9 protein-coding genes are annotated in these 13,508 nt (G+C 37.0%); 8 read left to right on the top strand and 1 reads right to left on the bottom strand.

The features are described 5' to 3' along the window. Window positions 1-76: 76 nt before the first annotated feature. The 8 genes from ACZZZC_RS15165 to ACZZZC_RS15130 all read left to right on the top strand — a co-directional run bounded on the left by ACZZZC_RS15165 (window position 77) and on the right by ACZZZC_RS15130 (window position 11,746). The gene (locus ACZZZC_RS15165; protein ID WP_463487540.1) at window positions 77-2,095 is read left to right on the top strand and encodes a glycoside hydrolase family 97 protein; all 2,019 of its coding nucleotides are present in this window, start codon (window positions 77-79) and stop codon (window positions 2,093-2,095) included. 637 nt (window positions 2,096-2,732) lie between these two features. Beyond that, entirely contained in the window at window positions 2,733-4,307 is a 1,575-nt protein-coding gene (gene istA / locus ACZZZC_RS15160) for an IS21 family transposase (protein ID WP_463487539.1), read from the top strand. A gap of 18 nt (window positions 4,308-4,325) precedes the next feature. Continuing rightward, window positions 4,326-5,051, top strand: coding sequence for an IS21-like element helper ATPase IstB (gene istB / locus ACZZZC_RS15155; RefSeq protein WP_463487538.1), 726 nt, complete (start codon window positions 4,326-4,328; stop codon window positions 5,049-5,051). A gap of 791 nt (window positions 5,052-5,842) precedes the next feature. Further along, on the top strand, window positions 5,843-8,209 hold the full coding sequence (locus tag ACZZZC_RS15150; RefSeq protein WP_463487537.1) for an ABC transporter permease: 2,367 nt from the start codon (window positions 5,843-5,845) through the stop codon (window positions 8,207-8,209). Between the two features lie 658 nt (window positions 8,210-8,867). Next, entirely contained in the window at window positions 8,868-9,431 is a 564-nt protein-coding gene (locus ACZZZC_RS15145) for a TetR/AcrR family transcriptional regulator (RefSeq protein WP_463487536.1), read from the top strand. Window positions 9,432-9,471: 40 nt separating this feature from the next. Then, entirely contained in the window at window positions 9,472-9,882 is a 411-nt protein-coding gene (locus tag ACZZZC_RS15140; protein ID WP_463487535.1) for a DUF1348 family protein, read from the top strand. Window positions 9,883-9,989: 107 nt separating this feature from the next. Beyond that, window positions 9,990-10,862, top strand: coding sequence for an alpha/beta fold hydrolase (locus ACZZZC_RS15135; RefSeq protein WP_463487534.1), 873 nt, complete (start codon window positions 9,990-9,992; stop codon window positions 10,860-10,862). 434 nt (window positions 10,863-11,296) lie between these two features. Further along, complete coding sequence (locus ACZZZC_RS15130; protein ID WP_255562588.1) at window positions 11,297-11,746, top strand: VOC family protein; 450 nt, start codon at window positions 11,297-11,299, stop codon at window positions 11,744-11,746. Between the two features lie 918 nt (window positions 11,747-12,664). Here ACZZZC_RS15130 and cobA read toward each other — a convergent pair. Next, a complete protein-coding gene (cobA, locus tag ACZZZC_RS15125) occupies window positions 12,665-13,435 on the bottom strand; it encodes a uroporphyrinogen-III C-methyltransferase (RefSeq protein ID WP_463487533.1) in 771 nt (256 codons plus the stop codon). Window positions 13,436-13,508: the final 73 nt, after the last annotated feature.

Genomic DNA, 13,508 nt, shown 5'->3' with positions numbered 1-13,508 from the left:
ATTAAATCGAGTTCGTTCAACGAATGGTCAGTTTGCCTCAGGGGGTAATCACAAGTCTTTAAAAGCCCAATATTTCATGAAAAAATTTTTATTCCTTTTGTTATTATCAGTCTTAACAATCATTGCTGTTAAAGGTGCAGAGCTGAAATCTCCAAATGGGCTGGTAAGCGTAAAAATAACTGTCTCAGACCGGATCTATTATAGCGTGTTCCGTGATGGTGTTGCGCTGCTTGAAAAATGCCACCTCGGTATAAATATAGACGGCATATCAACTGATAAAAATCTGAAAATTCTGAAAACGAAATCATCAAGGATATCCCGGGAAATAAACCCGGTTGTGCCCATGAAATTTTCCAAAATAGCCGATCTATGTAATGTAGTAGTATTTACTTTCAAGAACGGTTTTTCTGTCGAGTTTCGTGCCTATAACGAGGGCATGGCCTATCGAATTATAAGTAATGCTCGTGGAGATAAAAATGGCAGGGTAAAAATAAAGGATGAAGATGTAATGCTAAATATACCGGATAACTATATGCTGCATTTGCAGCCCGCAAAAGATTTCACTTCGAACTATGAAACCAACTATATTCACTTAGATGCGAAAGAATGGAAGGCTGCTGATCAAATGGCTACTTTACCTGCGCTCATAGATACCCAAAAAGGATTTAAATTACTTTTTGCGGAAACTGATCTCTCAGATTATCCTTGTATGTTTTTAAAGCCTAACAGCTCCGATGGACTGAGATCGACTTTTTCGAAGGTAGCTCTGGAAGAAAAACAAGAAGGCGACAGGTTTATCCGGATCACTAAAGAAGCTGATTATATCGCTCAGACAAATGGTAAAAGATCCTATCCCTGGAGATATTTCATTATTTCCAAAGACGACCGCGAATTACTGGAGAGTAACCTTCCGGTCAAGCTGGCACCCCGGTCAGAAATAAAAAATACGGAATGGATTAAACCTGGACAGGTGAGCTGGGAGTGGTGGAATGCTGCATCTCCATATGGCCCCGATGTTGATTTTGTTGCTGGGTTTAATCTGGAAACCTATAAGTATTTTATTGACTTTGCGTCAAAAAATAAAGTTCCTTATATTATAATGGATGAGGGCTGGGCGGAAAGCGTTCATGATCCTTACATACCAAATAAAAAAGTGGATCTTCATGAACTGATCCGATATGGTAAGGAAAAAAAAGTGGATATCATATTGTGGCTCACATGGCTCACCGTGGAAAAAAACATGGATCTGTTTAAGAAATTTGCTGAATGGGGAATTAAAGGGGTAAAGATTGATTTTATGGATAGAAATGATCAGTGGATGGTCAATTACTATGAGCGAGTGGCTAAAGAAGCAGCGAAATATAACATACTGGTAGATTTTCATGGTTCATTTACGCCAAAAGGTTTAGAGCAAAAATACCCCAATGTGATATCCTATGAGGGGGTAAGAGGGCTGGAGCAAATGGAAGGTTGCCAACCATCCAATACGATTTTCCTGCCATTCATGAGAAATATTGTGGGTCCAATGGATTTTACACCGGGGGCAATGATAAATATGCAGCCTGAAGTGTATGGGGGCAGACGACCTAATTCGGCAAGTGTTGGCACACGGGCATATCAATTGGCACTTTTTGTCCTTTTTGAAAGTGGCGTACAGATGCTTTGCGATAATCCGACCTTATATTATAAAAATCAGGAATGCACAGACTTTATTACTCAGGTACCTGTAACCTGGGATGAGACCAAGGCGTTGTATGCAGTGCTTGGTGAAGTTGCTGTAGTAGCGAAAAGGAAAGGCAATAAGTGGTATATTGGAGGGATCACAAATGGAACAGAAAGACAGGTTAGCCTGGACTTAAGTTTTTTAGCAAAAGGAAAGCCTTATCAACTGATGTCATTTTCAGATGGAGTTAACGCCAATCGTCAGGCAATGGATTATAAAAAGAGTTTTCAAACAGTAAGGTCAGACGCAAAAATCTCCGTTAAATTATGTAAAAATGGGGGATATGCCGCCGTCATAACGGAATGTAAATCATTATTAGACTTATCTAAGCAAAAGTTTATCCCTTTTGTTCCAAACACAGCAAAACGATAGCTTGTTAAGAAACCTCAATTTCTATTGATAAAAATGTATTTCATATCAGCGCCCCGGGATATTCAAACAGTGGGAATTTTCCGTGGGTAGCAACATTATTTTGTAAAGTATCCGATTTCAATTTACGAAGAGTGAGACACTCCAGTAACACTTGTGCATGTCTTTCTTCGTTTGAAGTCACTCCTTTAAATGAGTTAATTGAAATCAAAAGTGGAAATAACGGCGGCAAGTATAGCCAAGTTTGATAATACAAATCAGGTAAACGATTCAGACATTAAAGAGCCCTTTAAAATGTAATAGAGGGAAACTTCAATAATTTCAGCCTTTAATCGGTAATATTCATTATCCATTTCTGGAGTGGATATTCCGCTCTATAGTTTACCACCATTCCGCTGGATATATTACCAGCTATTCCGCTGCATAGCTTACCGGCATTCGGAAGGAAATATTACCAGGTATTCCATTTCAAAACTTACCAGGTATTCCGGAGCAAAGTTTACCATTTGTAACGGTTCAAGGCTCTTAACCGCCTGACATTCCGACACAAAGGTTACCACTTATTCCACGGCAAAGTTTACCATTAAGAGTGATTTACTACCGTTTCTTATAGTTTTGATCAGGATCAAATTATATAGAGATGGCAAATAAACTACTCAGTATGCAAAAAGTAAGACAGATACTCCTGTTTCTTAAACGTGGTTACTCTGAGCGTGAGATCGCCAGGCAAACAGGGGTTTCCCGACCGACCATTCATCTCTATTCGAAATTGCTTAAGGCTACCGGCACCGATTACGATGTGCTCTTTAATATGGGAGACCATGATTTAAATACCCTTGTCCATTCCCAAAAGGAACAAAAGGATGAGCCCATCGATCTAAGAAAGTTTCATTTTCAGCAACAGGCTGGTTATTTCCTTCTTGAACTTAAGCGTGTTGGTGTTACCAGGTTCTTGTTATGGCAGGAGTACCTAAAGTTATATCCATCAGGGTTTCAGTATTCAAGGTTCTGCGAACTTCTGGATATTGAGCTTTCCTCAAGAAAGCCCAGTATGCGTATGGAGCACAAGCCAGGTCACCTTCTGGAGATTGATTTTGCAGGCTCAAGACTTGATTATGTTGATCGCGATAGCGGTGAGGTAATAGAATGTCCTGTTCTGGTTGGAGTACTCCCATTCAGTAGCTACTGCTTTGTTATGGCGCTTCCGGATGCATCCCTGGTTAATGTTATCGGTGGTCTCAACAAGATGTTGGATTATTTCCAGGGAGCTCCGCTGAACATTATCTCTGATAATATGAAACAATGGGTGATAAGGACATGTAAATATGAACCTACTTTTCCTGAGCTACTGGAGCAATGGGCATTGCATAATAAAGTAGGCCTCTTGGCCACCCGTCCGGGTCGGCCAAAGGATAAACCATCGGTTGAGAATCAGGTGCTCATTTCCTATAGAAGGGTCTTTGCGCTTTTACGCAATGAAAGCTTCTATAGTCTGGACGAACTAAACAGGGCTATTCTTAAAAAGGTAGACGAGCACCACCAGTTAAACTTCCAGAAAAAGAGCTATAGTCGGATAAATCTCTTTGAGACTGAGGAAAAGCCACTATTGCAGCCCCTGGCCGCTCATCCATTCGAGCTGTCCCACCACACAAAAGCAAAGGTTCAGAAGAACTATCATGTAGTGGTCGGTGAAGACTGGCATTTCTACAGCGTACCATTTGCTTATCTGGGCAAAAGCGTAACCATCATTTATGATTCAGACCATGTGGAAATCTATTATCAACTTGAACGAGTTGCGATACACAAGCGAAGCTTTAAAAAGCATGGCTATACCACAGATCTGGAGCATATGCCGGAAAATCACAGAAAGATTGCTGAAAGGCGTGGTTGGGATCCTGATTATTATTTACTGAAAGCCGAGCAAAACGGCCAGGCCACCCATCAGTTCTTCAGTAAGCTGATGGAAAGTAAGATCTCCATTCATCAGGCTTATGGGCCATGCCTTGGAATACTTAGGCTGATAAGTTCCTTTGGAGCGGTGCGGGTTGAGAATGCCTGCAAGAGAGCCTTAAAAGGATATAAATATAATTATGGGGTACTAAACAATATCCTATCCAACAATATGGATCTCCAGGAGGATACTGCTCCGGAAGGTTCACCAATCCCCGACCATGGCAATCACAGGGGAGCGGCAGCATATGAGACGCTAAACTAGAAATCAATTCCATATAAAATGAATAAACAATCAACACTGGATCAGCTTAATTCACTTAGGCTACCCGGCATGGCAAAACGTTATCAGGCCATGTTAAACCTACCTAGTCATCAACAGGAAGATGCATATTCACTGGTAGCAATGCTCTGTCAGGCTGAAATTGAACATCGCAACTTTCATCGAACCGAGAGGTTGTTGAAAAACAGCAGGCTTCGTTACAATGCGCTGCTTGAGGAAGTGATCTGCAAACCGGAACGTGGACTGACCAGAGAGATGCTTGGCCAGTTATCTGATGATAGTCTGGTCAATAGATCTCAGAATATCCTTATTCATGGGCTAACCGGTTGCGGGAAAAGTTACCTTGCCTGTGCTCTGGGAAGGAATGCCTGCTTGATGGGACACAAAGTACTATATCTTGCCATGAATAAATTCCTGGAGGCTATCGGGCAGGCAAAACTTGACGGAACCTACCTAAAGTGGATCAAAAATATAGCTGCACATGCAGTTGTTATTCTAGATGACTTTGGACTCAAGCCGCTTTCCCATGATGCAAAACTTGGACTGCTTGATATTCTTGAAGACAGGTATGGAAATGGTTCAATCATCATAACCTCCCAGCTTCCGCTGGATAAATATTATGAGTTCATTAACGAACCGAGCCTTGCAGATGCAATACTTGACAGACTGACAGCATCGGCACATAAAGTTGAACTCATGGGCGAATCTTTGAGAAAGAAAAAATAAACCTTATTATTGTTAAACAAAAAAGCAACTCTTATAATAAACCAGCTATCGCTGGTAACCTTTGTGTCGGAAAACCTGGTAAGGTTTCAACGCGGAAATACTGGTAAACTTTTCTCGGAATATCCACTGGAGCGCCACTTTTCTGGATTTTCGCTTAGCTCTGATTTTTTTCTTTTTGTCTACAACTTTGGGAATTAGCTTTTCTGTTTCTTTTACGTAATTTCATCAACCTACCAAGCTCATCATATTGTGTCATCTTCGCGTCTAGTTCTCCGATTCTCTTCAAATCAGCAATAAATTTATTACTGATTCGAACCGTTGTCGACCCAAAGCCCTTTAAGATATCTTAGAGGGATTTTCTCTTTTTAGGAGTTTTTTAAATCATTTATTATATACGACCGAGGGCGATTTTTGGTTCGAGCCACGTATGGGCACAGTGACGGTGCAATCGTAATCAATTCTTAAAGTATTTTTATAATAGTCTTTTAATAAGAATGTTGTGATTTTTAATTGCCGAATTTTTGGTTCGATGCTACTATCTTCAACAGAAGCTTTTATAGTTTGTTATTGCTTTGCTTTTTTCCTTTTACACCACCATTCCAAAAAAGCGTTCAATATCGATCAGTATGGTGCTCGGAAATGAACATTAAATTAAAAGAAATAGCGTATTACACCGTTTATTTGCCAAATTCATAATAAAATTTGTTTGGCATAAAAATGGGAAAGTATGGCTTAAGAATTAATGCCAGTAATATAAAATCAATATCCAGGCATTTTTAATAATTACGTCTATGCTACCACACAATCTACTTCTTATTTATAGAAATTTTAAGCGATTTAAAATTTCGTTCTTTATCAACCTGATCGGTTTGTCTGTAGGATTGGCAAGTACACTACTAATCTATTTTTGGATAGAAGACGAACTAAGCATTGATAAGTTCAATGAGAAAGATACTCAACTCTATCAGGTGATGAGAAATGAACCGCTTAACAATACGATCAACACCGAAGAATATACCCCAGGACTTTTAGGACGTAGTCTTGGATCGTCAATTCCAGAAGTTGAACATGCGGTGGCAGTTGTAACTCCCAATATCAGCTATAAGGGTGTACTTTCAGATGGGGTTTCGAAAAGTTATGCTACCCCTCAATTTGCTGACAAGGATTATTTCAATGTTTTTACGTATCAATTTATTGAAGGGGATAAGAATACCGTATTGTTGAACAAAAGTGCAGTTTCAATTTCAGAAGGAATGGCGCTTAAATTATTTAACACAACAAAAGACATCATTGGGAAAACTATATCTTTTGAGAATGAATATTTCGATGGACAATATATTATATCGGGAATATTCAAGTCTCCATCAAACGCTTCAAAACAGTTCGATATATTGTTCAGCTACGAACTGTTCCTGGAAAGAAGGCCTGAAGTGAGAGAATGGGCAAATGGCGGTCCTTCAACATTTGTTATTCTCAAGAAGGATGCAGATATCGATAATGTAAACAGCGCCATTACGCAAATACTGCTCACAAAAAGAAAAGATTCAAACGAAACCCTTTTTGTTCAGCGTTTTTCGGAAAGGTATCTTTTTGGTAGCTATGAAAACGGCCTTCCGGTAGCGGGAAGAATGGTATATGTACGATTGTTTGGCGTGATCTCCTTGTTTGTACTCGGAATTGCATGCATCAACTTTATGAATCTATCTACTGCAAAAGCTTCTCGGAGAATGAAAGAAGTAGGAATAAAGAAGGTGTTGGGGGCAAAAAGAGGTGCACTTATGGTTCAATATATTGGAGAATCAATGTTATTGACATTTATTTCACTTTTTGTTGCTTTGCTCGCTACGGAATTATTATTGCCACAATTCAATACAATAACCGGAAAATCACTTAGCTTGTATTTCGATCTCAAGCTGATATTAACACTATTTGGTATCAGTGTTTTTACGGGGCTGGTTGCTGGTAGTTACCCAGCATTTTATCTATCTGGGTTTAACCCGACAAATGCCCTCAAGGGGAGGTTAAGCAGTACAAAGGGTGAACTCTTAACCAGAAAAGGATTGGTCATATTCCAGTTTATTGTATCCATAGTATTAATTATATCTGTTATGGTTACCTACAACCAGATAAAATTTGTACAAAATAAAAATCTTGGCTATGAAAAAGACAATATAATTTCATTTGCTAAACAAGGGAAGTTGGAAAAGAATTTTAAATCCTTCATCTTACAACTCAAAAATACACCAGGAGTAGTAAATGCATCTTATATGTATGGAAGTTTGGCTGGTGGCGTAAGTTCACGTTCAGGTGGGCTTTCATGGGATGGGCAGTCGTTAGATCAAAAGAACACAAAATTTGATTATCTAGACGTTGATTTCGGCTTGATTGAAACACTTAATATCAAAATGGAACAGGGAAGAAGTTTCTCTCCTGAATTTGGATCGGATAGTTCGGCTATTATATTTAATAAGGCCGCCATTAAAGCAATGGGAATTACTGATCCTATCGGTAAAACAGTAAATTTTTATGGCAATAGGCAGATTATCGGTGTGGTTGATGATTTTCACTTCGAATCGTTGTTCGAAAAAGTAAAGCCTTTCTTTTTTAAGATTGACTATGAAAGTGGTGGAAATCTATTGGTACGCATTAAATCTGGATCAGAACAAATGGCGATAGCGAACATAGAAAAGTTGTATAAGGAATTTAATGAAGGAACACCATTTGAATATAAATTCTTAGATGAGGATTATCAGGTGCAATATGCACTTGAAAATAAAGTGACTATTTTATCAAGATATTTTGCCGGCATTGCAATTATTATTTCATGTCTTGGTCTATTTGGATTGGCTGCTTTTATGGTAGAAAGACGTTCGAAAGAGATTGCTATCAGGAAAACATTAGGCTGTAGCGATCTGGGTATTATTTCTTTATTGTCAACATTTTTTATCAGAATTATTTTCATTGCAATCGCTGTGGCTTTTCCACTGGGTTATTTTATAATGGGCGATTGGCTAGAAAGCTTTGCTTATAGAATATCTATAGAGTGGTGGTATTTTGCTTCAGCAGGTGTTTTGTCTTTCACGATGGCATGGATTGCAATTGCAACGCAAATAATCATTGCTACAAGGATTAATCCTGTTAAGTATCTTAAGGAATAAATTATACTTCCAAAATTTTCGAAAAATCACCTATTTCTATCAATTCGTCTACAAAATGGTTCAAATAACGCATCGCCACTGACCCGTAAGTAGAAAAGGCTTCGAGTTTCGAAGCCTTTTTCTTTTTATATTTTGTTTTAAGTTACAGTTTTTCAGTCTTTTATGTGATAATTTTTCTTTTAAGCTGGTTCGACCTATTCACTTATTATTTTTTTTCTACTTAACTGGATTTTTTCTAGATATTTCAAACATCATTTCGAAAAGAGATAAAATTTTAATGTTTGTTCAACTTGGTGGCCTTCTCAGAAAAACCTGCGAAAGCCTTTAATTCATTCATAAACTGTATTGAAAACAAATCTTGCTGTTATTCTTTAGCCATTGTTTTCTGAACACCAACAGACCTCATTATTTCCCTTATAGAAAACACAAAAAAAGATCGGTCATTTGGTCTGGGTAGAGCACAATTTTTAACAGGTGAGCTTTAAACCATTTTCTATTGTATAAATCATTATCCTTCCAAATCAGGTAGGATATGTGCTAAGAGATAGCGGACGTATAACAGTTGACGAAAAATAAGAGAAACCATATGCTAATAGCAAATTATAAAAGTATTTTAACGAACGTTAGGTAATATATAATTTTTAGTTATATTTGCTTTATGAGACCACAGAAAATTTTAGATATAGATATGATATCCGGCCTTAACAAAGTTTTTAGGGATAAAGGCTATGAAGGAGCGAGTTTAAATGATTTAGCGGAAGTAACCGGATTAAAGAAAGCAAGTCTATATCATCGATTTCCAAATGGAAAGCAAGAGATGGCAGAATGTGTACTAAGCGATATAGACCAGTGGGTTGATAAAAATATTTTCTTTGCTCTATTGGACGAAACTAAATCACCAAAACTGAGATTAAAAGATGCCTTGAAAAATATTGAAATTCTTTATGACAGCGGAGAAAATACGTGTGTTTTAAGAGCTTTTTCTATGCACGGCGGATTAACGTTATTTGAGGAGCAGATAAAATCTGGGATGGAAAAGTGGATTTCCGCTTTCAATGTTTTGGGGATGTCATTAAAATTCACTTCCACAGAATCTCACCAAAACGCTATTCAAACGTTGATAGATTTGCAGGGAAGCCTCGTTGTAACAAAAGGCTTAGCTGATACAAGTATTTTTAAAAATACTTTAAAAAATATTGAAAAGAGATACTCAATAGCGTAAAAAAATTTGAACTAATAAATTAACTAACGTTCGGTAAAATATGATACAATTACATCCGCTACCACCTTTTAACGAAGAAACAGCGATACAGAAAATTCAAAAAGCAGAAGATGCCTGGAACAGCAAAGATCCTATTCGAATTTCAAAAGCATATACGCTTGATACAGAATGGCGTAATAGAAATCAATTCATTAACGGAAGAAAAGAAGTACAGGATTTTCTTGCTGACAAATGGAAAAATGAATTGGATTACAAACTTAAAAAACAGCTTTGGACATTTAACGACAATCGTATTGCTGTAAGATTTGAGTATGAATATCGAGATAAAAATGGTCAGTGGTATAGAGCTTACGGAAACGAAAATTGGGAATTTGACGAAAATGGATTAATGAAAAAAAGGTATGCAAGCATCAATGACTTAAAAATTGAGGAAAAAGAAAGGAAGTTATAAATAGTCAGAATATGAAAAAAATAATCCTATTACAATTTATTATCCTATTCACTCTATCTGGATGTAAAAGCCAAACAATTAATAATACTAACGTTAAATCAAAAAGTATGACACTGAAATACCCCACATTATTTAAAACCATCAATGTTGACGGAATCAACATTGCTTACAGAGAGGCGGGAAACCCTAAAAATCCTACAATAGTAATGTTACACGGTTTTCCTTCATCTTCACATCAATACCGAAAAGTTTTATCACAGTTATCGGACGAGTTTCACCTAATCGCCCCAGATTATCCCTCATTTGGAAACAGCGATTTTCCATTGGCAAGTGAATACGAATACACTTTTGATAATATTGCAAAAACAATTGACGCCTTTCTAGAAAAGAAAAAAATTGACTCTTATGCATTAATGATACAAGATTATGGAGCACCTATTGGTTTCAGAATAGCTACAGCGCACCCAGAAAGGGTTACGGCAATAATAAATCAAAACGGAAATGCCTATTTAGAAGGTTTGGGCGAGGCTTGGGCTGGAATTAGAGCACTTTGGAAAGATCGGAACGCTGAAACCGAAAAAGCAATACTGCCTGCCTTTTCACTGGAAGGTTTGAAATGGCAATACACACACGGATCAAGAAATATTGAAAAAATAAATCCAGACACTTGGCATTTAGATTATTTAAGACTTTCAAGACCAAATGCACATAAAGTCAATATGGATTTATTTTACGACTACCAAAACAACTTAAAACTATATCCAAAATGGCAACAATATTTAAGAGATAATCAGCCACCTTTATTAATAGTTTGGGGAAAAAATGACGAATTTTTCCCTGAAAGCGGAGCAGTTGCTTTCAAAAAGGATGTAAAGGAAATCGACTATAATATTTATGATACTGGGCATTTTGCATTAGAAGAGGATGGAGATGAAATTATAGAAAAAATTAGAGTATTTATGATGAAAGTGGGGCATTAATTGCCAATGCTAACGTTCTGCAACCGCAATTGCGGAGATTTCGGTTGCAGAACGTTTTTTTTCACTAAGAAAGTTTTATCTTGGCAGGGAATGGTGCCTAGAGCAACCACCTTTTGTGAAGCTTACAGCACAAGGGGAAACAGCAGCAAAAATGTATTTCTTTTATAGTTGTCTTTTTGGCAAAAGTGTCTTTCATGCTTTGAGTTAAAGACATGCAGCGATCACTGGGCTTTAAATATTATTAAAAACAGGCGCTTTTGCGAGACCTTGAGTATACAGAATTCAAATCCTGAAATTGAAATCTGGGAAATTTGAAGGCAACAATACTTTTAAATGGCCTAAGGATTAAAAAAATTTTAGCACGCCAGGAAATGACAAATTGCAAAAAATCTTACCTTTAATATTGTTACGTACAATCAAGTCAAATTTTAATTATGAACATAAAGTATGCGCATACCAATATTATAACAAAAGATTGGAAGGAACTTGCACGTTTCTATGAAATCGTGTTTAATTGCATAGCGGTTCCACCTATACGAAACTATCAAGGGGAGTGGCTTGAAAAAGGCACCGGCGTCTTTAACGCGAATTTACAAGGGATACAATTACGGCTACCTGGCTATGGGGATAATGGACCGACATTAGAAATCTATCAGTATTCAGAAATGATTAATGCTGAACGACACTTAGCCAATCAAAAAGGATTTGGACATATCGCATTTAAGGTAGAGGATATTGCAGGGGTTTTAGCAATAGCATTAAAGAATGGAGCATCGAAAATTGGAGAGCTAAGCGAACATCATTTTGATAATATCGGTGTATTTAGGTTTATTTACATCTCAGACCCGGACGGGAATATAATAGAACTCCTAAACTGGAGTTGATATTAATTTCGCAAACTTAGAAATTTGAAATCGAACGGTTTGTTGGTTAGAAATCTTCAGCCTAAATATTATAATTATTGGAGAGATTTCGAGTTAACATTTCAATATTATGCTTAAGACTGGGAATTCTATTTTGAAACCTGCTATTTGAACATACAAATAGATTTGACCCCTTCTCGCCAAGTTGCCAACATGGAGACGGTCAAGAACTTGCAACGAATGTTTTACTGGTGAGAAGAGGTAAATCTACTTCGGCTTATCCACAATAACCATTAAAAGGCTTTTAAATATTGAAACTACTTGCGATTATCGGTAGTTAAGTAAGCAATAATTAAAATACTTTAATATGGACTTAAAGATGATAACAAACTTTGATAGGTTCAGACTTTAATCGGTAATATTTATTATCCATTTCTTGAGTGCCACCTTTCTTGATTTTCGCTTAGCTCTAATTTTTTTATTTTTTCTACAACTTTGGGAATTAGCTTTTCTCTTTCCTTTCGTAATTTCATCAACCTGCCCAGCTCATTATACTCTGTCATCTTAGTGTCTAGTTCTGCGATTCTCTTCAAATCAGCAATAAATTTATTACTAATTCGAACCGTTGTCGACCCAATCGTACGGTATTCCCTTAGGGATACCGTACTTTTTCAAATAAGTTGTTGTAAGCGACAAACTCCAAAGCTCAGAAATGATAATTATTCCTACCCTTAATTTATTAAATACCCAACATTATTTATTTTACTGTGTAAAATAAATAAACCTAATCAACTATTTTCGTGTTAACTTGAATTGATCGTTTTTTGGGAAATTTTATCTGAAATAAATGGTAAAGGAAAACCCCTATCAGACCAGATGAAAAGTAAATTCAGGAAGGTACACATTCTTCATTGAAATGAATATATGCCAAAGAACACATTACGCAATTATCTTCAAAGCCTTATTGTGTAAAGGGTAGTGCTGTGAAGCCACAATTTCTCTTGCTTTAACTACATCGCCGATAATTATTATTGCAGGATAAGCCAAGCCTTCTCTTAAAGCCATTTCCTGAATATCCTTAATTTCGCAAGTGCCTTGTTTTTGATGTGGCAATGTAGCATGCTGAATAATTGCTGCTGGCGTAGAACCTAAACCCGCTTTTTTGTAGGCTGACGAAATTTCTGCAAGTTTTCGCATACCCATATATATAACTACGGTAGCCGAAGTTTTCATCGCACAAGCCAAATCATTCGACAAGCTTCCGTCTTTTTTAGTGCCAGTGATAATCCAAACACTTTCGCTAATGCCGCGGTGCGTTAATGGAACATCTATAAAGCCAGAACCTTGCATGCTGCTAATCCCTGGAATGTATTGCGATTTAACACCGTGGCTTTCCGCATAAAGTAATTCTTCAAAGCCTCTGCCAAAAATAAATGGGTCGCCACCCTTTAAACGGACTACAACTTTGTGTTTTTTGGCATATTTTACAATTAATTCGTTGATTTTTTCTTGAGGAGTACAACTTTCATAAGGTTTTTTACCAACATATACCATTTTGCATCCAATCGGAGCAATTTTCAGCAATTTATCGTTACTTAGATTATCATATAGTACAACATCTGCTCTTTTCAATACATTATAGGCTTTCATGGTCAATAATTCTGGATCTCCAGGACCCGCACCCATTATAAAAAGTTCAAAATCTTCCATTTTATTCTGTTTGTTTTTAATGAAATAGCTATTTACTTATAAAAGTGATGAAAAATTATTAAAAATTGCAATT

It is taken from the genome of Pedobacter sp. AC212, assembly GCF_979258625.1.
Note: the sequence above shows the minus strand (reverse complement) of the source record. Positions and strands in the feature narration are given on the sequence as shown.

Excerpts from the sequence above, each read along its gene's own strand:
- ACZZZC_RS15165 (WP_463487540.1), top strand. The coding sequence starts at position 77 with ATGAAAAAATTTTTATTCCTTTTGTTATTATCAGTCTTAACAATCATT.
- istA (WP_463487539.1), top strand. The coding sequence starts at position 2,733 with ATGGCAAATAAACTACTCAGTATGCAAAAAGTAAGACAGATACTCCTG.
- istB (WP_463487538.1), top strand. The coding sequence starts at position 4,326 with ATGAATAAACAATCAACACTGGATCAGCTTAATTCACTTAGGCTACCC.
- ACZZZC_RS15150 (WP_463487537.1), top strand. The coding sequence starts at position 5,843 with ATGCTACCACACAATCTACTTCTTATTTATAGAAATTTTAAGCGATTT.
- ACZZZC_RS15145 (WP_463487536.1), top strand. The coding sequence starts at position 8,868 with ATGAGACCACAGAAAATTTTAGATATAGATATGATATCCGGCCTTAAC.
- ACZZZC_RS15140 (WP_463487535.1), top strand. The coding sequence starts at position 9,472 with ATGATACAATTACATCCGCTACCACCTTTTAACGAAGAAACAGCGATA.
- ACZZZC_RS15135 (WP_463487534.1), top strand. The coding sequence starts at position 9,990 with ATGACACTGAAATACCCCACATTATTTAAAACCATCAATGTTGACGGA.
- ACZZZC_RS15130 (WP_255562588.1), top strand. The coding sequence starts at position 11,297 with ATGAACATAAAGTATGCGCATACCAATATTATAACAAAAGATTGGAAG.
- cobA (WP_463487533.1), bottom strand. The coding sequence starts at position 13,435 with ATGGAAGATTTTGAACTTTTTATAATGGGTGCGGGTCCTGGAGATCCA.